Genomic DNA, 19,838 nt, shown 5'->3' with positions numbered 1-19,838 from the left:
CACAACCAAGGGGACGAGGTCAAGCCCAAAGAAGGGCGGCTCCACGCAATACCTTTTAAATTCAAACAGTTAGAGAGAGGGAAACAGTAGCACGTCCGACGGAGGGATCACCCCTGCAGCCTCGGCCCTGGAAAAGAGCTCAATCACGGCTGCCTCCCCTTCGGGCCCCAGTTGCAGGGAAAAATCATTCACATAGAGGTCGATGTGGGCGGCGCAGACTTCGTCGCTCATCTCCTGGGAATGGGCGCGAATGTAAGCCTTCGCCTCGCCGGGGTTTGCTTGGGCAAACGCCACGCTCGACCGTAGCGCCTGCTCCACGGCGATGATGGTCTCCACGCCCAGGTCGCGTCGGGCAACGATCCCGCCCAAGGGGATGGGGCAGCCGGTTTCCCCCTCCCACCACTCCCCCAGGTCCAGAAGCTGGGTGAGCCCGTAGTCGCGGAAGGTAAAGCGCGATTCGTGAATGATGACCCCCGCAGCCACCTCGCCCCGCGCCACGGCCCCCATGATCTCGTGGAACGGCATGTACACGAGGGTGTCGATGGCGGGGTCCGCAAGGCGCAGCAGCAGTGCGGCCGTAGTGAAACGCCCCGGCACGGCCACGGGCTTCCCCCTCAGGTCGGCGAGGGTTGCCCCCCCCCGCGCCACCACCAAGGGACCGCAGCCGCGCCCCAGCGCCCCTCCCGAGCGGAGAAGACAGTAACGGTCGCGCAGATAGCCGAGGGCATGGTAGGAAACTTTGCAAATATCCAGAGCTCCCGCCAGGGCAAGACCGTTCAGGGTTTCCACATCTTCGAGCCTCTCCCGGAAGGTAAGTCCGCTGGTCGGCACACGTCCGTGGATCAGGCCATAGAAGATGAACGTATCGTTGGGACAGGGCGAAAAGCCGAGCGAGAGCGCGTCCATCACTGCTCCTCCCCGCAGGTTTCGAGATATTTGATAATGAAACGCTGGGCCTTTTCCACGGCCAGGGGCAGGTTCCAGCGGGAGAGGTCACGGTCTTCCACCATGTTGCTGACCCCCCGTACCTCCAGGCAGTCGACACCGTAGTCCAAGGCGACCTGGGCCATGGCGGCCCCCTCCATGTTTTCGCAGATTGCATCGAAGCGGCTGGCCAGTTCGTCGCCGCGGGCCGTGATGCCGCTGCAGGTCGAGACGGTGACGAACTTCCCCCGGCGGAGCGGGATGCCGAGGGCCGTGGCCAGTTGGACCGCCTGCTCGGCGGGATGGAGAGAAAGTGGAAACTCGTTGAAGTAGCGCACCCCTTTACGCTCCAAGGCGGGGATACCGATAAGATCGAGGCCTTCCCACCCTTGGGGGGTGAGGACCCCCTCATCGCCGGAAATTTCGGCTGAGGCAACGGCCAGGTCGCCGACCCGAAGACCGCTCGCGGTGTACGCGCCGGCGCAGCCGGTATTGATCACCAGTCGGGGGATGAAGTTCTCGAACAGCGCGGCAAGGGCAGCCGCGGTATTGACTTTGCCGATGCCGGTCTCGGCCAGGACCACCGGCAGCAACCCCACCTTGCCGAGCCAGCTGGGACGGCGACCGGCGCCTCCACGCTCCCGGGCGCCGAGACTTCGGATCAGCAGCGTCAGCTCCTGCCGGGTTGCGGCAACAACAAGAATCGGTTCCATGGGGATCATCCTGCGACGACCCGCGGCAGCAGGACCGTGAAGATGCTCCCCTTGCCCGCTTCGCTCACCACCTCAATGCGTCCGCCATGAGCCTCCACGAACGTCTTGACCAGGGAGAGTCCCAAGCCGCAACCGCCGTCGGCCCGGTTGCGGGCCTTGTCGACCCGGTAGAACCGCTCGAAGATGTGCGGCAGATCTTCGGGAGGAATACCCGGGCCGCTGTCGATGATCGCCACGCGGGCGCTGTCACCGGTCGTATCAACCACCACGGAGATCTCCCCATCGGCAGGGGTATACTTGACGGCATTGTCCAGCAGGTTCATGAAAACCTGGCGCAGCCGAAGCCAGTCGCCGAGGATGGTAACCGGCTCCTGCCCCACGAAAGCGATGCGGAGACTCTTGTCCGGTGCGATGAGGCGCGACTGCTGAACCAGTTCGGCAAGAAGGTCGCTCAGATCCAGATCGGCGAGCTCCAGCTTGACTCCCCCCTCAACCCGGGAGAGTTCCAGGAGCGTCTCGATGATCTTGGACATCCGGTTGATCTCTTCCAGATTGCTACGCAGAAGCTCACGAAACTCCTCCGGCTCCTTGGCCCACTTGAGCCCCACCTCGGCTTCGCCGCGCAGGATGGTGAGGGGCGTCCGCAGTTCGTGGGAGACGTCACCGGTGAATTGCCTGATCCGGTTGAAGGCGTTTTCCAGGCGTTCCAGGGTATCGTTGAACGTAGTGGCGAGCCGGCCGATCTCGTCCTGGGGATTGATGACCTCCAGGCGCAGTCCCAGGTTTTCGGCAGTAATCTTGCGGGCGCTGCGGGTTATCAGGTCAACCGGTTTCAGCGCCCTGCCCGCCAGGAACCATCCGCCCAGGCTCCACAGGATGAGAGCCAGGGGGATGGAGACGGCAAAGACCAGCTGGACCTTTTCAAGGGTCTCGGCCGGCCCCCGCATGGACGTTCCGACCAGAACGATCTGGTCGAGCCGGCCGTCGGTCATGATGGGGTACACGATGGTGCGGACCGGATACACGTCCAGATTGACCCTGGTTTCATAGGAAACCTTGCCGGCCTGAACGCGACGCAACGCAGTCTTGCCCAGAGGAATGCGCAGTTCCTCCATGCTCTTGGACGAGGCGGCAACCGCGCCGGAGCCGTCGAGCACCTGGACGTGCTTGCCCGTCAGGCGCGTGCCGATGAAGTCTTCGAGCACCTGGTCGAAGACCGACGGAGCGGCATGGCGGAAAGGCTCCAGAGTCGGGCTTGCAACGGCCTCGGCCACGGTCAGCAGTTCACGATCAATCCCCTTGTTGAGCTGATTGCTCAGAACCAGGTAGATGAACGAGCTGAACAGAACCAAAATGACCGCGAGCGTCACCGCATACCAAAGGGTGAGCGAAAAGCGGATTGACCTGAAAAACAACGATCAATCCTCCTCCTTCAGGATATAGCCCACGCCGCGGACGGTGTGGATGAGCTTCTTGTCGGACTCCCGGTCGATCTTCTTGCGCAGGTAGTTGACGTAGACGTCAATGATATTGGTGAAGCTGTCAAAGGTGTAGTCCCACACGTGCTCGGCGATCATGGTGCGGGTAAGGACCTGGTTGGGGTTCCGCATGAAGTACTCGAGCAGCGAATACTCCTTGGCGGTGAGGTCGATCTCTTTGTCCTTGCGCCAGACCTTGTGGGTCACCGGGTCGAGCCGCAGATCAGCAAAGCGGATCTCTGCCCCGCGATCCTGCTCGCTGCGACGCACCAAGGCCCGGACCCGGGCCAGAAGCTCAGCAAAAGCGAAGGGCTTGGTCAGGTAGTCGTCGGAACCCGAATCGAGACCGGCCACGATATCCTCCACCGAGTCCTTGGCTGTCAGCATCAGAACCGGTGTGCTGTTCTTGCGCTCCCGGAGCTCACGTACCACGCTGAGACCATCCTTTTTGGGCAGCATCACGTCGAGAACGATCAGATCGTAGCCCTTGTCCAGGGCCATCTTGAGCCCTTCCTCGCCGTTGAACGCGGCATCGACCTCGTACTTCTCTTCCTCGAGCCCCCGCTTGATGAAGCTGGACACCTTCTTCTCATCTTCGACCACGAGAACCTTCATTGAGCGCTCCTTTCTTAACTCCGTCTCCGCTCATCGGGACGGGTTCTTCAACCAGCGAGTTTTTGTATGATCTCGGCCGCGGACTCCTCCACCGACTTCTTCGTCACATCAATGACCAGCCACTGGGGATTGCGTCGGTAGAGCCTGCGGCAGAATTCCAGCTCCTCTTCGATCCGTTCGTAATCGGCATAGCTCCCTTTGGGCATCTGCCCCAGGTTCCTCAGGCGGGCGGTGCGGATCTGCACGAGCCGCTCGGCATCGATGATCAGGCCTACCACCCGTTTCTGGTCCACCTTGTAGAGCTCCGGCGGCGGATCGATCCCCTTTACGATGGGGACGTTGGCCACCTTGTACCCCTTGTGGGCCAGGTACATGGAGAGGGGCGTCTTGGACGAGCGCGACACCCCCACCAGAATGAAATCCGCCTTAGCCAGCCCCCTCGGGTCCTGGCCGTCGTCGTGCTTCACGGTGAAGTCGACGGCATCGACCCGTTTGTGGTATTCGGAGTTGATCTGGTGGAGGAGCCCCGGTTCCTTCTGGGGTGCTTCGCCGAAGAAGTCAGACAGCTTGAACAGGAGCGGGCTGATCAGGTCGATCGCGTCAAGCCCGTGGGCTTCGGCCTCGTCCCGCAGCAGTTGGGCCAGCTCCGTGTCGACCAGGGTGTAAACGACCATCCCCGGCTCGCGCAGCACCTCCTCCAGCGCCCAGATCACATCCTCGCGGCTCCTGATCCTCGTTACCCGGTGGAAGCGCGCCTCAACGTCCCGGAACTGGGAAAGGGCTGCGCGCACGACCCGCTCCACGGTTTCACCCGTGGCATCAGATAGCAGATAAATGTGCTTGATGCTCCTCTTCATATCAGTCCCGGCACCGGCTCAAGCGATTTTTCATTAAGGTATACCATCTTTTTTCCGCAAGGCAAAAAAATGACCGTTCCTTGAGGCTTTTTCCTTTTTCCCCCAGGCGCGAGCGAATGAGGGGATTGCAGGGGTCTCAGCGGCGAAACTCGCAAAGGATCTCTTCCCGCAGCTCCGGGCGAGCGATCAGTTCGGCAGCGGTCAGGGCCAGGGCGGTTGCCCCTTCCACGACGGCGGCTTTCCCTTGGGCCGAGACCGTGGCCCGGGCAAAGGCGTCACTGTGAATATTGATCCCCTCTCCGATGGGAACGTGGGGATGGATGGTCGGCATGATCTGGGAGACGTTGCCGATATCCGACGACCCCTTGTTCCTGTCGGGCCTGCTCTCGGAAAGCTCCAACCCCAGATACGCCAGCTGTTCGGCATAGAGATCCGAAAAGCGGTAATTCACCTTGAGGGGGGCCATGACTCGCGGGTCCTCCTCGATCTCCAGCCTGCAGCCGGTGGCGGTGGCGGCACCCCGGGCACAGGCGATGACCCGCTCCCTCACCCGCTCCAGTTCCGCCATGTCGTCGGCCCGCACGTAGAAAAACGCCGATGCCCTCTCGGGGATGATATTCGGCGCGACACCCCCTTCGGGGATGATGCCGTGGACCCGCACGTCCTGCCGAAGTTGCTGACGCAGCGCATTGACTGCGTTGAAGGCCTGGATCACGCCGTCAAGGGCATTGATCCCCTCTTCGGGATAGGCGGCAGCGTGGGCCGGTTTGCCCAGGAAGACGAACCGGATCTTGGCAAGCCCGAGGTAGTGCTTGATGACGTATCGCCGGGACGAGGGATGCACCATCATGGCGAACTCCACATCGTCGAAGATGCCGTGCCGGATCATCTCAACCTTGCCGACCCCGATCTCCTCCGCCGGCGTGCCCAGGACCACGAGGCGCGCCGCGTCGGCGGGAAGCACGCGGCGCAGGGCGATGGCGGCGCCCAGAGCCGCCGCCGCGATCACGTTGTGACCACAGGCGTGGCCAAGCCCGGGCAGGGCATCCATCTCGGCGATAATGCCGACGGTCGGTCCCTTTTCACCGGAATCGGCCCGGAACGCCGTGGGCAGCCCCGCTACCCCGCGGGCCACCCGAAATCCCTCGGCTTCCAGACGATCGGCCAGCAGAGCCGCGCTTCGCACCTCGTTGAGACCTGTCTCGGGATTGTGGAACAACTCCTCCGATACATGGATAAAGTCGTCGCGCCGGGCATCGACAAACGCAACCAGTTCCTGTTTGATTTGTTCCAGATCCATGGAGTCCACCGAATCTATTTTAATGAGAATTAGAACCCAGACCAGACGGTTTGTCAAGGTTTTTATTGTCATAATCTTTTAGTTTTGGTACGTTAGCACACCCTGCCACCCCCCCGGCAGACTCAAACTTACCGAGGTACAGGCATGGATAAACAATGGGCCGAAGTTTGCTGCCAGGTCCCGGCCGGACTGGTCGACCTGCTGGCCGATTTTCTCGTGGAGCTCTCCGGCAATGGCGTCAGCATCGACAACCGGGCGCTTGACACCTTCACCCTGGACGGCATCGAGGAACTGGACACCGCAACCGTGCGGGCCTACTTCGATCCGGCAACGGACATGGCAGGGCAGATCGCCCAGATCGAGCGGTTCCTTGGTGACAACGCAGCCGCCTTCGGCGGCGCCCCCATCCCCGCCCCCACCGTCACCCTCATCCGCGACGAAGACTGGGCCACCGGCTGGCGCCAGCACTTCGTCCCCACCCGCATCGGCCGTCATCTGGTCATCAAGCCTACGTGGGAACCGTTCGCCCCAGAACCGGGAGACCAAGTCATCGAGCTGGACCCCGGCATGGCCTTCGGCACCGGCACGCACCCCACCACGCGACTCTGCCTGGAGGCCCTGGAAACGCTCGGGCGCCCCGACAGGGTACTCGACGTGGGAACCGGGTCGGGCATCCTGGCCATCGCGGCCGTCCGGCTGGGGGCCCGGCAGGTGATCGGCACCGATATCGACCCGGACGCCGTGATCGTGGCCGGGGAGAACTGCGCGCTCAACGGCGTTGAGGTTGAACTGGTCACCACCCCCCTGGCCCTGATTCCGGGACGCTTCGATGTGGTGCTGGCCAACATTCTGGCCGAAGACCTGGTCCGCATGGCCGGGGACTTGGCCGCAAAGGTCGCGGCTGGCGGGCACCTGATCCTCTCGGGCATCCTCACGGAGCGGGAAGCCTTCGTCGTCGAGGGATTCGGCCGGAGCGGTCTCGCGCTGGTGGCAGTCTCCCGGGAAGGGGAATGGAGTTGTCTCGTATACCGGAACGAGGGGTGAGCATGCGCCGGTTTATCGTCACGGGCCTTGATCTGTCGGGTAAAAACGTGGTTGTGCGGGGGGACCTTTTTCGTCACATGGCCCGGTCGCTTCGTCTAAAAATTGACACCGAGGTCATTCTCGCGGATGGGAAAGAGGCCGAGTGCACGGGAGTCATCACGGCCATGGGACGAGACAGCCTGACGGTGACCATCAGCGAGCGGCGGCAGATCAGGGGGGATGGAGACGGCCTCTGGCTCACCCTCTGCCAGGGTCTGCCCAAAGGCGACAAAATGGAACTCATCTTGCAGAAATCCACTGAACTCGGCGTATCCGAAGTGGTTCCCTTCCTGGCCGAGCGCTCGGTCCCCCGCATTTCGCCGGAGCGGGAGCAGGAGCGGTTACGGCGCTGGCAACGGGTGGCCGAAGAGGCAGCCCGCCAGGCTGGATGTCCAGCAGTACCCCGGGTACAACTGGCGCGGGGGCTGACCGAGGCGGTTCGGGGAACGGACCACGACCTGAAGCTTCTGCTCTGGGAGGACGAACGGACCACGACCCTCGCCGGAGTCCTGGCCGCAGCGCAGACACCGAAACGCATCGCCGTGGTGGTGGGCCCCGAGGGGGGATTCACGGCGGCCGAGGCAGCCGAGGCCCGGGAGGCGGGATTCGTTCCCGTCACCCTCGGCCGTCGGATTCTCAGAACCGAAACCGCCGGCATCGCCCTGGTGGCGATACTGCAATACCTGTACGGAGACCTGGGCAGCGGGCCGCATCCCCGCCCCGCCCCGGCGCAACCGATACCATAGCGGCCAGCATCGAAGCCGGCCGCACAAGGAGTTCCCACGATGAAATGTCCCAAGTGCGGCTACAACAGCTTCGAATTCCTCGATAACTGCAAGAAGTGCAGCCACGATCTCTCCGCCTTCAAGCAGACCCACGGTATCCGGGCCGTGGTGCTCCCCTTGGCGGGACTGACCGTAGCGGCACCGGCCGTCGCCGTTGCGGCGCCGTCGGCAGCAAACGCTGCGAATGCCGAAGAAAGCTTCACCTGGGAAGTCCCTGCGGCGCCGGAGTCTTTCAAGCCGGGGGACGACATCTTCTCCGACCTGGACCTGGGGCTCTCACCGTCACCGGCGCCGGCTGAGCCGGCATCCGCCGGGCTTGACCTGGGCGACTTTTCCTTCGACGACACCCCTGCGGCACCCGCCGTACCCGCTCCCTCAACCACTGATGCCGACGCCGGCACCGATGATTTCGCGACGCTCCTGGAAACCGGCGACAACAGTGAGATAACGGCTGCCGCGCCCGGCGCCGCGCAGGTGCCGGAGATGGAAAGCCCCTGGGAAGTGCCGACTGACAGCTTCGGCGGGTTCGGAGATACACCCGCGCCCGCGGCAGAACCGGCCGCAGCCGGCGACTTTGACCTGGAAAGCTTCAGTTGGGACGATAAGGAGACGAAAACGGCGACGACGCCTGCCGCCCCCAAGGGGCCGGAGGCGGGAGTTGAAAGTTTTCCGGGGACCGATTTTGACTCCCTCTTCGGCGATGCCGGAGAGGAGGAGAAGTAGACATTTCTGCAGGGCCAGCCCATGCCCTGCAGCGAGCAGCCCTGGCGCGACTGAGCAACAGGGCTACGTCGGGCATGGTACGATTGAAGCTTCGCCGCAGAGCCGCCGGAACGACAGAGTTTGTTTGCGATGTGCCGTCAGCGCCTCGGGCTCACGATGGACAGGATCTGTTCGCCGAACTCGCTGCGCTGCCAGCAGCGCATGGGGGGCAGAGCCTCCAGGTCCCCCATGGTGCGCGGGGCCTTGACGGCCACCAGTTCCAGCAGAGCGTTGTTGGCGATGTAGCCCGGCTCGATGCCGAGCCGTCCCGCCTCTTCGGTCCGCCATTCCTTGAGCCGCTTCAGCCGATCTTCTTCCCCCCGCTCCATTTTGCGACGCTCCTCCCGGGGATACGCCGGCAACTGCTGCGCCGGTACCGCGCACCCCCGTTCGACGGCACGCAGAATCCCTTCGCCGTAGCGGGCCGCGACCTTGTCCGTCAGGCCGGTGATTCCCTGCAGCTCCTCCGGGAGGCGAGGACGCCGCTCAGCCAGTTCACGCACGGTATCGGTACCCAGCACCTTGAACGGCGGTACATCAAACTGGCGGGCCCGTCCGTCGCGGAACAGCAGAAGTTCTTCCAGGACCGCCAGGGTCCGGCCGTCCATCCGGGATGCCCCCTTGAACCGGAGAAAGAACGGCTCATCGCCCCGCTCCGCCACCCGCACCCGCGACAGCAGCTCACACTCTTCCTCAACCCAGCCGCGTCGCCCCTTTTCCTCCAGTTCGGCCACCAGCTGCCGGTACAGCTCGATCAGGAGCGTCGTGTCCTTCACCGCATACTCAATCATCCCCACCGTGAGAGGGCGCCTGCTCCAATCGGCCCGCTGGTACTGCTTGTCCAACTCCACGCCGAACCGCTTGCGCAGCTGGGCGGCCAGGCCGAACTCCCGCTCGCCCAACAGCTGACAGGCAATCATGGTGTCGAAGAGATTGTTCACCTCTATGCCGAAATCCCGGTGGAGGGAGCGGATGTCGTAGTCGGCCCCGTGAAAGACCTTGCGGATGGCGGCGTTCGCAAACAGCGGCGCCAGCGGTGAGATGTCCGGGGCTGCCAGGGGGTCGACGATGGCGGCGTAGCCGGGTACCGCGAACTGGATCAGGCAGACCTTCTCCTGATAGTGGTGCATGGAATCTGCTTCCAGGTCGCACGCCACGATGGGCTCGCTCCCGAGGCGGTCGGCAAGACGGCGCACTCCATCGACGGTGGTGATGATCTCAGGTGAAGCGGGTTGCAGAGGCAAGGAAAACTCCAGTCATGGGATTAAACTGCGGCAATAACGCAGGGTAGCAGAGAATTCAGCGCGTCGGTAACATTCTGCCTTATGCCATCAAGAGGCGAAGTTGAACTTGAACGGAGGCTCTTCCAGATTTTGCTCTGTTGCTCTGTGTTTCAACTGCTTATTCAGGTCAATACTCGCGGATTATCGAATAGAGCGTCGTCCTCTGGGCAGCCCGGAACCCGGCCTCACGGATGAGCTCCACCATCTCCTCGCGGCTCATGCGGAAGGTGCAGCCGGCCGCGGCCACCACGTTCTCCTCCAGCATGGTCCCGCCCAGGTCATTGGCGCCGAAGAAGAGCGACACCTGGGCCATAGCTGCACCCTGGGTCACCCAGCTGGCCTGGATGCTGGGAATGTTGTCGAGGACGATCCGCGACAGGGCCAGGACCTTCAGGTACTCCACGCCGGTGGCCCCCGTGCCGCCGAGCTCGGTGTTGCCCGGCTGGTAGGTCCAGGGGATGAAGGCGGTGAAGGACCCTCCGGCGGCCTGGAGCTCCCGGACGCGGAAGAGGTGCTCCACGATATCCTCGGGGGTCTCGCGGCTGCCGAACATCATAGTAGCCGTGGTGGCCATTCCCTGGCGGGCTGCCTCACTCATCACCGCGGCCCAGCCCTCCCAGCCGATCTTGCGGGGCGAGATTTCCTGCCGCACGCTGTCCACCAGGATCTCGGCGCCGCCGCCGGGAATGGAGTCGAGCCCCGCCTCCCGGAGCCGGCGCACCGTCTCCGGGATGGTGAGTTTCGAGACCGTGGCGATCTGAGTGATCTCCGCCGGCGAGAGTGAATGGTTCTGTACCTGCGGAAAGCGGGCCTTGATCCCCCGAAAAAGGTCCTCGAACCAGTCGATCCCCAACTGGGGATGGAGCCCCCCCTGCATGAGGAGCTGGGTCCCGCCGTGTTCCACCAGCTCGGCGATCTTGGCGAAGATGGCCTCCTCGGCCAGCAGATAGGCGTCGGGAGCTGCCTCGTCGCGGTAGAACGCACAAAATTTGCACTTGGACTCGCAGACGTTGGTGTAGTTGACGTTGCGGTCCACCACGAAGGTAACCAGGTTTTCCGGGTGCATCCTCCGGCGGACAGCATCGGCGAGCCGGCCCAGGGCGAGGAGGTCCCCCTCCGTCAGGAGGCTGAGCGCTTCGGCCCGCGTGAGGAGTTTCCCGGCGGTTGCTTTTTCCATGGCACGTATCGGCATCAGTACACCCGCAGTTCGTTGTACAGCGTATCCCGCTCTACCGGCACCCGGCCGGCCGTGCGGATCAGGGAGACGATTTCGTCGCGCCCCATGGTCTGGGGGGAAGCGGCGCCGGCATCATGGCCGATCTTCTCCTCCACCACCGTGCCGTCCAGATCGTTTACCCCGAAGGCCAGGGAAGTCTGGGCGATCTTTACCCCGAGCATGACCCAGTAGGCTTTGATATTGGCGAAATTGTCCAGGTAGATGCGGGCCACGGCCAGGGTGAGCAGGGCGTCGACCCCACCGGGCCCGGGGCGTTTCAGGTGCCCCAGGGGGTTGTTATCCTTCTGGAAGGCCAGGGGGATGAAGACCTGGAAGCCGCCGGTGCGGTCCTGAAGCTCACGCAGGCGGCGCATGTGGTCCACGCGGTCCGCGTAGCTCTCGATGTGGCCGTAGAGCATGGTGGCATTGGATTTGAGCCCGGCCCGGTGGACCTCCTCCATGATGGCCAGCCACTTGTCGCCGGAGATCTTCTCGGGACAGAGCCGGTTGCGCACGGCCGGAGCAAAGATTTCCGCCCCGCCGCCGGGGAGCGAGCCGAGTCCCGCCTCCTTCAGCACTGTCAGGGTTTCGGCCGTCGAAAGGCCGGCGAGCCGCGACAGGTACTCGATCTCAACCGCGGTAAAGGCCTTCACGTGGAGGTCCGGGGAGACCTCCTTCACGGTCCGGAGCATGGCGAGATAGAAGTCGAAGGGAAGATCGGGGTGGAGGCCGCCCACGATGTGAATCTCGGTGGCACCCTGGGCGTGGGCCTCGGCCGCGCGGTTGCGGATCTCCTCCAGGTCGTAGAGGTATGCCCCCGGCTCGTCGGCGGCGCGGTAGAAGGCACAGAAGGAGCAGCGGTTGACGCAGATGTTCGTGTGGTTGATGTGCCGGTTCACGTTGAAGAAGACCCGGTCGCCGTTGCGGCGGCGGTTGACGGCTGCGGCCAGTTCTCCCACGGCCAGGGGGTCGCGGCTCTCGAAGAGGAACAGGGCCTCCTCGTCGCTGATCCGTTCGCCGGCATGGACCCGGCCGCTAATTGTCGCCAATGAAATACTCATCCCATCACTCCTCCACCCGGGATACGTCACCCCAGCGGGTGAACAACTCATGGGGAATCTGAAGTGCGTCCAGCACCTTGCCCACCACAAAACCGACCAGGTCGTCCACGGTGCGCGGTTCGTGGTAGAAACCGGGCATGGCCGGCACGATCCGAACCCCGAGCCGCGCCAGCTTCAGCATATTTTCCAGGTGGATGGCCGACAAGGGGGTCTCCCGCGGCACCAGCACCAGGGGTCTCCCCTCCTTGAGGGTCACGTCGGCACACCGCTCGGTCAGGGTGCTTGAAAGGCCCGCCGCGATCCGGGCCAGGCTCCCCATGGAGCAGGGACAGACGACCATGGCGTCAGGCGCACGGGAACCACTCGCCACCGGAGCCATGAGATCGTCCTCCGTATAGTAGGCGAGCATCCCCGGCGCAGGCCGAAAGTACTCCTCCAGGGCGCCCAGGGTCTCATGGGGCCAATCCCCCCAATCGAGGCCGCACTCTTCCCGAATGACGGTAAAACCCGGCCGGCTGATCAGAAGAGTGAGCCGACAGCCCGCCGCCAGAAGCTCACAACCCAGGCGAAGCCCGTACACTGCCCCGGATGCGCCGGTGATGGCCAAGACCACGTGCCGCCCGCTCATACGCCCCCCCGTCCCGCCAGCACATCGGCCAGGGTTGCCACGAACAGCGTGATGCTGATGTAGCCGTTCATGGTGAAAAAGGCTGCGTCGAGCTTGGTCAGGTCGCCGTGGCGCAGGAGCCAGTGCTCATAGCCGAGCATGGCGATGGTGGCGGCCAGGCCGGCCAGGAACCAGGGGCCGAGCCCCGCGCTTAGGTAGAGCCCGGCCAGGAGCCCCAGCATCACCAGATGAAAGACCCGGGCTGCCCAGAGTGAGCCGTTTACCCCGAGCCGCACCGGGATGGAATGGAGCCCGCTGGCGCGGTCGAAGTCCAGATCCTGGAGGGCATAGAGGATATCGAACCCGGCCACCCAGAAGAGGACCGCGAGTCCCAGCAGGATCGCCGGCACCTCCACCGTGCCCCTGATGGCGATCCAGGCACCCAGCGGCGCGGCTGCCAGGCAGATGCCGAGGACCACGTGAGCCAGGGAGGTGAACCGCTTGCAGTAGGAATAGAGCCCCAGGAAGAAAAGGGCCACGGGCGAAAGATAGAGGCAGAGCGGATTGAGCTGCCAGGCGGCGTAGAGCATGAGCAGAATGGAGAGTACGATGAAAAGGGCCACCGTCCCCGTGCCGATGAGCCCTGCCGGGATGGCGCGGCTTGCGGTACGGGGGTTCCGGGCGTCGATTTCGGCGTCGATCAGGCGGTTCATGCCCATGGCGGCGGTCCGCGCCCCCACCATAGCCATCAGAATCCAGAACACCTGGTGCGCCGACGGCATGCCGTCGGCCGCAAGCACCGCGCCGGTAAAGGCGAACGGCAGGGCGAACACCGTGTGGGAAAACTTGATCATCTCCAGAAATACTCTGATCTTGGCAAACATACCCTTCTCCAGCCCTTCCTCGCTCACCATCATCGTTCCCCCTGCCGCAGAGCGGCCTCCAGCATCCCTCTCACCCGCGCCAGTTCTCGATCCACCGCCTTCAGGTCGAACATGCCGGGATACTGCTCGTAGGGGTAGCGCTTGGCAAACGAACGAACTGCGCCCCCCTCCTCATAGACGTAGCTGGAACGGATTTCCAGGCCGGTGGATTCCATGAGGATCTCGGCCCCCTCTTCGCCGCCGTTCACGGTGATCATCAACCGGTGATAGTAGAGGCGCCCCCCGACCGGCTGGGAAATTCCCCCGGCCCGGGTCGAGAAGTGGCGGTATCCGCAGGTGATGACGCCCCCCTCGCCGTTGTCCCGCCTCTCGTCCCGCTCCACGGCGTATCCGTCCTGGACGAGAACATCCCGCACCCGATCAAAGACATCGGCAGCCGAACGGGCCGTAACGGCCCGCTGAACCGGCAACGCAGCCGGCTCGAGCCGCAAGTGATAGCATCCCGCTGCCAGAGCCAGAAAGAGGCATACGAGTATTCCCCAGCCAAGCCGGAACATCATCAGAATCCGTATTCCCTCCAACGCGAGTCCACACGCCGGGCCGTCTCCCGGTCCGGCACGAGTTCTTCTGCTCCGTAGCGGCGGGCAGCGGATCGGGTGGCGTCGATGGCCAGCCGCGAACCGAGGCCGGGCCAGGCGGCTGCGGCGTCACGCTCGGCAATGATCAGATCGGTCCGCCAGTCCACCGCGTTCATGGCCCGCCAAGCCACGTCGGCGGGATCATCGACCCGCGTCCCCTCGTCCACCGCCACCAGAAGCCTGCCGGGCCCGGCAAGCCCCGAACTCCAAAGTTCCGTGACGATCCGGCGGACCCGGGAGGAAGAGCATTCCCGCAGCGAAAGAACAGCGCCTCCGTTGAATATCCATTCCAGCGGATAGTTGATGTCGACGATCTCGGGCCAGCGCATCCTGAGCACCGGCAGCAGGAGCCGCTCCGCCGCCTTGGCCAGATAGCAGTCCTCCATGGGGGGCCGGCCCACCACCGTGGCCGGGCAGAGGCAATCGGCGCGGCGCGTTATGCAGGTGAGCCGCATGAGGGGCACCGATGCCGCCGGGGCGTAAAAGCCCGTATGGTTGCCGAAGGCGCCGTCCATGACCGTCTCGCCGGGCTCCACATAGCCTTCCAGAACCAGTTCCGCCCCGGCCGGGACCAGCAGGTCGCTGGTCCGGCAGCGCGCCAGCTCCAGGGGGCGCCCCCGGAGAAAACCAGCAAAGAGCATTTCGTCGAACCCCTCGGGAAGGGGAAGGATCGCCGCCAGGATTGCCGCCGGATCGCCGCCGATGGCCACGGCCACGGGCATCCGCTCCCCGCGCTCCCGATGGCGCCGACAGTGGAGCTCGCCCCCCTTCCCCGCATACCACCGGATGCCGGCGCTGGCTCCATCCACCACCCGCACGCGGTACATGCCGCAGTTGGGAGTGTTCGTCTCCGGGTCACGGGTAACAACAAGGGGAAGAGTGATGAAGCGGCCACCGTCGCCGGGCCAGGAGTGCGGAAACGGGTAGCGCAGGAGGTCCGGCGCCTCCACCACCTCCTGGCAGGGCGCCTTCTCCACGATCATGGGGGCAAAGCGCCGCATCTCGGCCAGGGAGGCCATCGCCTCCAGGGGGGATGCCGTTTTCGCGGGGGGCACGGCGGCGAGGAGCGACTCCATCCGCGCCGTCAAGTCGTCGAGGGTTGCCGCGCCAAGGGCGGCTGCCACCCGTCCGGCCGAGCCGAAGACGTTGGTGACCAGTGGGAAGCGGGAGCCCTTCACGCGCTCGAAAAGAAGCCCCTTCCCCCCGCCCGGCAGCTTGCTCACCCGGTCGGTGATGGCGGCCACCTCAAGCACCGGGTCGACTTCAGCCGCCACCCGATGAAGGTCACCGAGCCGTTCCAACTCGGCAAGAAAATCGTGAAGATCACCGTTAGCCATGGAGTTCAGACAGAACCGTGCGAAATGACGCCAAATAAAATCTTGTAGCATTTCGACCCGCGGGTGACAACCCTTTTAACGACGCGGAACGGGATGCCCGAAACGGTCGGACGGAACAAGGGCTTTAGAAGCAGGTCGGTGGGGGATGTAGCTGTCGGGCGGACCTGAAAGAAGCGAGAAGCTCTGCGCAGAGAGATCGCAAAAGAAGTAAGGGGCTACAGCGTTCGCCGTAACCCCTTGATCTTTTTATGGTCGGGGCGAGAGGATTTGAACCTCCGACCCCCTGCTCCCGAAGCAGGTGCGCTACCAGGCTGCGCTACGCCCCGACTAAGAAGCAATTTATATATCATGCGACCTGCTGCTCTGGCAAGGTTTTTTTCATCCTACTGGCCCGGCTTTTCCGTCAGGTACTGCTCGAACTGCTTCTTGTCCTGGGCGCAGCGGTAGGCCTCTTCGGCGGTGATCCGCTTGGTCTTGAAGAGGTCCAGCAGGTGCTGGTCCATGAGCTGCATGCCGTCACGCTTGGCAGTCTGGATGATGGAGGGGATCTGGAAGGTTTTCCCCTCCCTGATCAGGTTGGCGATGGCCGGTGTGCCGAGCATGATCTCCAGTGCCGCAACCCGCCCCTTGCCGTCGGCGGTTTTGAGAAGCTGCTGGCAGACGACCCCTTTGAGAGATTCGGAGAGCATGGCCCGGGTCTGCTCCTGCTGATCGGTGGGAAAAACGTCGATGATCCGGTCGATGGTCTTGGCCGCCGAGTTGGTATGGAGGGTGCCGAAGACCAGGTGGCCGGTCTCGGCTGCGCTCATGGCGAGGCCTATGGTCTCCAGGTCCCGCATCTCGCCCACGAGGATCACGTCGGGGTCCTCCCGCAGGGCGGCGCGAAGGGCGGCGGAAAAACTCAGGGAGTGCTCGCCGATCTGCCGCTGGTTCAGGAGCGACATCTTGTTCTCGTGGATGAATTCGAGAGGATCTTCCAGAGTGAGGATGTGCTCCTTGCGGGTGGCGTTGATGAGGTCGATCATGGCGGCAAGGGTGGTGGACTTGCCCGACCCCGTGGGCCCGGTGACCAGCACGAGCCCCTTCTTGAACTGGGTCATGCGGCGAACCCCGTCGGGAAGGCTCAGGTCGTCTGCCGAGAGGATCTTGCTGGGGATGATCCGGAAGACCGCGGCGATGCCCCGGTGGGTCATCATGTAGTTCCCCCGGAACCGGGCCAGGCCGGGAATGGCATAGGCGAAGTCCAGGTCCCGCCGCTCCTCGAAATCGGCCTTCTGCTTGTCGGTCAGGATTTCGTAGAGGATGGCCGTCAGTTCCTCGTGGGAAAGAACCTTGAAGTTCTGCCGCGCCATCTCTCCGTGAAGCCTGAAAATGGGCGGAGCCCCGGACGACAGGTGGAGGTCGGAGGCCCCTTGCTCCTTCAGCAGCTTGAACAGTGCGTCGATACGTGCCATGAAACCGTCTCCGTCAACCGTGCAGGGAGGAGGCGTACTCCTCCAGCGAAATAGTGCCTTCAGCCAGCAGGGTCTGCCGCTCGTCCGTGATCCCGCGCCAACCCTGTCCGCGCAAATGCTCGATCACCTCTGCCCCGTTGCGGGCCGCCTCGAACCGCTCCCGGAGGTCGTGGTCCAAAACCAGCACATCCAGCAGGTAGCGCCTGCCGTCATGGCCGGTCTGGTCGCAGGATTCGCATCCCGCCGACCGCCAGCAAGAGGTGACGTCGGCACCGATCCCCAGAGCCGCCCGCTCTGCGGCGGGGAATGGCTCGCTTCGCCGGCATGCGGGGCACAGGGGCCGGATCGGCGTGCAGGTAATCACCCCCCGCAGATACGCAGGCACGAGAACGTGCATGTCCCGGAAGGCGATAAGCTGGTCCAGGGCGCCGACGGCGTCACCGCAGCCGATCCCCGCCACCACCAGCTTACCGCGCAGAGTTGCCCGGCATGCTGCCGCAAAGGCCTGGCCGTCAGTGACATCCTCCAGGACGAGAATATCCGGATCATGCTCCAGACAGGCTGAAACCACAGCGCTCAGATCCGCGTCGGACGGCACCGGAATACGGGGGAACCGCTGCTCTCCCGTGCCGGCGCCGCTGCCGACGACCAGCACGGTCTTCCCCTCCGCCTCATGCTCCTGAAGGTAGAGATCCGTGAGCCGGCGGCGAATCTCCCGATCCCGGGCTCCGGTCACCACCATGCCGCGACCGGCCGCCGCCAGATCGGCAAACTGCCGGACTTGGTCGTCCGTCAGCCCCAGGTCGGCAAGGGATGTCGGGAACAATGCCGCCACCGTCATCCTGAAGGTGAGGTGATCGCCGCCTTCTCCCCGCAGGGTAGCCACCTGAAAGGGAATGGAGCGGCCCTTCAGGGCAAAGGATAGCCCCCCACGGGCGGAGAACCGGGCCCCGTCGATGTGGGCAAGTTTCTTGACGTGCATGACCACGTCGGGATAGCGGGAAGGGGCAAGCTGTCCGACCTCCCGCGTGGTGCCGCCGCGCCGGCCAATCACCGACACCCTGTCCCCCAGGGGGTGGAGCGAAAGGGAGCTGAGCTTTTGCTGGGCCACGAACAGCAACAGGTAATCGATGAACTTCCCCCCTGTCAGGTCGTGATTCATGGCGGCAAGGGCCTGGGGTGGGAACGCCGACGACGTGAACCCCAGGCGTTCCTCCGTGTCGGGCGGTCCGTAGAAACGCTCCTGCATCTCCCGGATCTCCCGGATGAGCGCCACGGAAACCGACACGGCGCACCCGGTCTCCTTTTCCACGGCCGCCACTGCCGCCACGTTGAGCGGGTCGGCAATGGCGATGCTCAGTTCCTCGCCGGCCCTGATCAGGGGGATGAGATTATGCTGTCGGGCCATGACCGCCGGGACCAACGCCACGGCATCCCGGTCGACCATGGCCGGCTTGAGGCGTACGTAGGGGATGTTGAGCTGGTTCGACAGGGCCCAGTCGATGTCTTCCTGGGTTACAATGCCGAGTGATACCAGTGCCTCGCCGAAGCGGCCTCCGGTGCGCTCCTGCTCATCGAGTGCCCGCCGGATGTCGTCCTCGCTGATGATCTGGCATTTGAAGAGAATGGACCCGAGAGACCCTTCCTTGACGATGCTTTCCATGGGTGCTCCTCCCTCTACATCCAATCGGCCGGAACCTGCCGTGACTTGAGGGTTATTTTCAGGCGCGAGCACCCTTTACTTTTTTCGCCCCCCCGTGCTACCCTCGTGAAAAATCAGGTTCCGTAACGGGCACCGCGGTTGCCGACGCCCGTCATGGCGCCCCAGGAGACGACATGAAACGAAAAGCCCTTGCCCTCCTCTCGGGGGGACTCGACTCTACCCTTGCGGTCAAGGTCATGCTTGAGCAGGGAATCGAGGTCGAGGCCCTCAACTTCACCTCTCCCTTCTGCACCTGTACGGGAAAAAACGCCGGCTGCAAATCCGAAGCGATTCGGGTGGCCGAAGAATTCGGCATCCCCATCAAGGTCATGCACAAGGGGGTCGACTATCTGGAAGTGGTCCGCGCGCCGCGGCACGGTTACGGGAAGGGGATGAACCCCTGCGTGGACTGTCGCATCTTCCTCCTCCGCAAGGCAAAGGAGTACATGGCCGAAAGCGGTGCCGATTTCGTCATTACCGGCGAGGTGCTGGGGCAGCGCCCCATGAGCCAGCGCCGGGACACGCTCCGCGTCATCGAGCGGGAAAGCGGGCTGGAGGGGCTGCTGCTGCGCCCCCTTTCGGCCAAGCACTTCGAGCCGACGCGCCCCGAGCGGGAGGGATGGGTCGACCGCGAAAAGCTCTTGGCTATCCAGGGACGCTCACGCAAGGAACAGATGCAGCTGGCCGAGGATCTCGATGTGAAGAACTACCCGTGCCCGGCCGGCGGTTGCCTTCTCACTGAGGTCTCCTTCGTCTCCAAGGTCAGGGACGTCTTCGACCACTCGGACCAGCTCAACCTGCGTGATTTCCGCCTGCTTAAAGTTGCGCGCCACTTCCGCGTCGGCCCCCGCACCAAGGTGCTGATCGGCCGTAACGAGGCCGAGAACGAACTCCTTTCCCACCATGTCCAGCCGGGCGAAGCCGCCATCCGGTGGCTAGACGGATCAAGCCCCCTCGGCGTCCTCATGGGAACGGTGGACGACGTCCTCCTTGAGACCGCCGCAAAGGTTCTCCTCCGCTACACCAAGGCCGAGCCCGGCAGCGACTGCCGGATCAAGGTCACGGTCGACGGCAGCGAACAGATGCTCACGGTCTCCCACACCTTCTCCGAAACCTGCATCGAGCAGTACCGCGTTTGA

At 63.9% G+C, this 19,838-nt stretch carries 19 protein-coding genes and 1 tRNA gene; 4 read left to right on the top strand and 16 right to left on the bottom strand.

Annotation, left to right across the window (positions count from 1 at the left end; all coding sequences use genetic code 11):
* Positions 1-69 precede the first annotated feature (69 nt).
* The 6 genes from GS_RS02260 to GS_RS02235 all read right to left on the bottom strand — a co-directional run bounded on the left by GS_RS02260 (position 70) and on the right by GS_RS02235 (position 5,887).
* On the bottom strand, positions 70-906 hold the full coding sequence (locus tag GS_RS02260) for a 1,4-dihydroxy-6-naphthoate synthase (protein ID WP_010941121.1): 837 nt from the start codon (positions 904-906) through the stop codon (positions 70-72).
* A complete protein-coding gene (gene mqnB / locus GS_RS02255; RefSeq protein ID WP_010941120.1) occupies positions 906-1,637 on the bottom strand; it encodes a futalosine hydrolase in 732 nt (243 codons plus the stop codon). The genes GS_RS02260 and mqnB overlap by 1 nt, the downstream gene beginning before the upstream one ends.
* A 5-nt stretch (positions 1,638-1,642) precedes the next feature.
* Positions 1,643-3,052 carry a sensor histidine kinase gene (locus tag GS_RS02250; protein ID WP_010941119.1) on the bottom strand — a complete coding sequence of 470 codons (1,410 nt, stop codon included), beginning with the start codon at positions 3,050-3,052 and terminating at the stop codon, positions 1,643-1,645.
* A 3-nt stretch (positions 3,053-3,055) separates the two neighbouring features.
* Entirely contained in the window at positions 3,056-3,730 is a 675-nt protein-coding gene (locus GS_RS02245) for a response regulator (protein WP_010941118.1), read from the bottom strand.
* A 47-nt stretch (positions 3,731-3,777) separates the two neighbouring features.
* Positions 3,778-4,587: a pyruvate, water dikinase regulatory protein gene (locus GS_RS02240; protein WP_010941117.1), complete on the bottom strand. Its 810-nt coding sequence runs from the start codon at positions 4,585-4,587 to the stop codon at positions 3,778-3,780.
* 136 nt (positions 4,588-4,723) lie between these two features.
* Entirely contained in the window at positions 4,724-5,887 is a 1,164-nt protein-coding gene (locus tag GS_RS02235; RefSeq protein ID WP_010941116.1) for a M20 family metallopeptidase, read from the bottom strand.
* A gap of 144 nt (positions 5,888-6,031) precedes the next feature.
* Between GS_RS02235 and prmA the strand changes: the two genes are divergently transcribed.
* From prmA to GS_RS02220, 3 genes are read left to right on the top strand one after another with little or no spacing between them, the layout of a single operon-like run.
* A complete protein-coding gene (gene prmA / locus GS_RS02230) occupies positions 6,032-6,931 on the top strand; it encodes a 50S ribosomal protein L11 methyltransferase (RefSeq protein WP_010941115.1) in 900 nt (299 codons plus the stop codon).
* A 2-nt stretch (positions 6,932-6,933) separates the two neighbouring features.
* On the top strand, positions 6,934-7,716 hold the full coding sequence (locus tag GS_RS02225; protein ID WP_010941114.1) for a 16S rRNA (uracil(1498)-N(3))-methyltransferase: 783 nt from the start codon (positions 6,934-6,936) through the stop codon (positions 7,714-7,716).
* 39 nt (positions 7,717-7,755) lie between these two features.
* Entirely contained in the window at positions 7,756-8,478 is a 723-nt protein-coding gene (locus GS_RS02220) for a hypothetical protein (RefSeq protein WP_010941113.1), read from the top strand.
* Between the two features lie 137 nt (positions 8,479-8,615).
* On the opposite strand, the gene GS_RS02215 is transcribed toward GS_RS02220, so the two are convergent.
* The 10 genes from GS_RS02215 to GS_RS02170 form a co-directional block, all read right to left on the bottom strand.
* Positions 8,616-9,761: a ribonuclease D gene (locus tag GS_RS02215; protein WP_010941112.1), complete on the bottom strand. Its 1,146-nt coding sequence runs from the start codon at positions 9,759-9,761 to the stop codon at positions 8,616-8,618.
* 166 nt (positions 9,762-9,927) lie between these two features.
* A complete protein-coding gene (gene mqnC / locus GS_RS02210) occupies positions 9,928-10,977 on the bottom strand; it encodes a cyclic dehypoxanthinyl futalosine synthase (RefSeq protein ID WP_235044953.1) in 1,050 nt (349 codons plus the stop codon).
* Positions 10,978-10,991: 14 nt separating this feature from the next.
* The gene (mqnE, locus tag GS_RS02205) at positions 10,992-12,077 is read right to left on the bottom strand and encodes an aminofutalosine synthase MqnE (protein ID WP_010941110.1); all 1,086 of its coding nucleotides are present in this window, start codon (positions 12,075-12,077) and stop codon (positions 10,992-10,994) included.
* A gap of 4 nt (positions 12,078-12,081) precedes the next feature.
* Positions 12,082-12,705, bottom strand: a complete 624-nt coding sequence (locus tag GS_RS02200) for a UbiX family flavin prenyltransferase (RefSeq protein WP_010941109.1) — start codon at positions 12,703-12,705, stop codon at positions 12,082-12,084.
* Positions 12,702-13,598 carry a 4-hydroxybenzoate octaprenyltransferase gene (locus GS_RS02195; protein ID WP_010941108.1) on the bottom strand — a complete coding sequence of 299 codons (897 nt, stop codon included), beginning with the start codon at positions 13,596-13,598 and terminating at the stop codon, positions 12,702-12,704. Before GS_RS02195 ends, GS_RS02200 begins: the two co-directional genes overlap by 4 nt.
* Entirely contained in the window at positions 13,598-14,128 is a 531-nt protein-coding gene (locus GS_RS02190; protein ID WP_010941107.1) for a lipoprotein, read from the bottom strand. Before GS_RS02190 ends, GS_RS02195 begins: the two co-directional genes overlap by 1 nt.
* Positions 14,128-15,543: a UbiD family decarboxylase gene (locus GS_RS02185; protein WP_010941106.1), complete on the bottom strand. Its 1,416-nt coding sequence runs from the start codon at positions 15,541-15,543 to the stop codon at positions 14,128-14,130. The genes GS_RS02190 and GS_RS02185 overlap by 1 nt, the downstream gene beginning before the upstream one ends.
* Before the next feature lie 249 nt (positions 15,544-15,792).
* Positions 15,793-15,869, bottom strand: a tRNA-Pro gene (locus GS_RS02180).
* Between the two features lie 57 nt (positions 15,870-15,926).
* Positions 15,927-16,997 carry a type IV pilus twitching motility protein PilT gene (locus GS_RS02175; RefSeq protein ID WP_010941105.1) on the bottom strand — a complete coding sequence of 357 codons (1,071 nt, stop codon included), beginning with the start codon at positions 16,995-16,997 and terminating at the stop codon, positions 15,927-15,929.
* Positions 16,998-17,010: 13 nt separating this feature from the next.
* A complete protein-coding gene (locus tag GS_RS02170) occupies positions 17,011-18,660 on the bottom strand; it encodes a GspE/PulE family protein (RefSeq protein WP_010941104.1) in 1,650 nt (549 codons plus the stop codon).
* 173 nt (positions 18,661-18,833) lie between these two features.
* Here GS_RS02170 and GS_RS02165 point away from each other — a divergent pair, with 173 nt between their 5' ends.
* On the top strand, positions 18,834-19,838 hold the full coding sequence (locus GS_RS02165) for a hypothetical protein (RefSeq protein ID WP_010941103.1): 1,005 nt from the start codon (positions 18,834-18,836) through the stop codon (positions 19,836-19,838).

The organism is Geobacter sulfurreducens PCA, from assembly GCF_000007985.2.
Classification (GTDB): Bacteria; Desulfobacterota; Desulfuromonadia; order Geobacterales; family Geobacteraceae; genus Geobacter; species Geobacter sulfurreducens.
This window is presented reverse-complemented; position numbering and strand designations above follow the sequence as displayed.

Excerpts from the sequence above, each read along its gene's own strand:
- GS_RS02195 (WP_010941108.1), bottom strand. The coding sequence starts at position 13,598 with ATGGTGAGCGAGGAAGGGCTGGAGAAGGGTATGTTTGCCAAGATCAGA.
- GS_RS02175 (WP_010941105.1), bottom strand. The coding sequence starts at position 16,997 with ATGGCACGTATCGACGCACTGTTCAAGCTGCTGAAGGAGCAAGGGGCC.
- GS_RS02200 (WP_010941109.1), bottom strand. The coding sequence starts at position 12,705 with ATGAGCGGGCGGCACGTGGTCTTGGCCATCACCGGCGCATCCGGGGCA.
- GS_RS02190 (WP_010941107.1), bottom strand. The coding sequence starts at position 14,128 with ATGATGTTCCGGCTTGGCTGGGGAATACTCGTATGCCTCTTTCTGGCT.
- GS_RS02185 (WP_010941106.1), bottom strand. The coding sequence starts at position 15,543 with ATGGCTAACGGTGATCTTCACGATTTTCTTGCCGAGTTGGAACGGCTC.
- GS_RS02240 (WP_010941117.1), bottom strand. The coding sequence starts at position 4,587 with ATGAAGAGGAGCATCAAGCACATTTATCTGCTATCTGATGCCACGGGT.
- mqnE (WP_010941110.1), bottom strand. The coding sequence starts at position 12,077 with ATGAGTATTTCATTGGCGACAATTAGCGGCCGGGTCCATGCCGGCGAA.
- GS_RS02235 (WP_010941116.1), bottom strand. The coding sequence starts at position 5,887 with ATGGATCTGGAACAAATCAAACAGGAACTGGTTGCGTTTGTCGATGCC.
- GS_RS02170 (WP_010941104.1), bottom strand. The coding sequence starts at position 18,660 with ATGGAAAGCATCGTCAAGGAAGGGTCTCTCGGGTCCATTCTCTTCAAA.
- mqnB (WP_010941120.1), bottom strand. The coding sequence starts at position 1,637 with ATGGAACCGATTCTTGTTGTTGCCGCAACCCGGCAGGAGCTGACGCTG.
- GS_RS02245 (WP_010941118.1), bottom strand. The coding sequence starts at position 3,730 with ATGAAGGTTCTCGTGGTCGAAGATGAGAAGAAGGTGTCCAGCTTCATC.
- GS_RS02220 (WP_010941113.1), top strand. The coding sequence starts at position 7,756 with ATGAAATGTCCCAAGTGCGGCTACAACAGCTTCGAATTCCTCGATAAC.
- prmA (WP_010941115.1), top strand. The coding sequence starts at position 6,032 with ATGGATAAACAATGGGCCGAAGTTTGCTGCCAGGTCCCGGCCGGACTG.
- GS_RS02165 (WP_010941103.1), top strand. The coding sequence starts at position 18,834 with ATGAAACGAAAAGCCCTTGCCCTCCTCTCGGGGGGACTCGACTCTACC.
- GS_RS02260 (WP_010941121.1), bottom strand. The coding sequence starts at position 906 with ATGGACGCGCTCTCGCTCGGCTTTTCGCCCTGTCCCAACGATACGTTC.
- GS_RS02225 (WP_010941114.1), top strand. The coding sequence starts at position 6,934 with ATGCGCCGGTTTATCGTCACGGGCCTTGATCTGTCGGGTAAAAACGTG.
- mqnC (WP_235044953.1), bottom strand. The coding sequence starts at position 10,977 with ATGGAAAAAGCAACCGCCGGGAAACTCCTCACGCGGGCCGAAGCGCTC.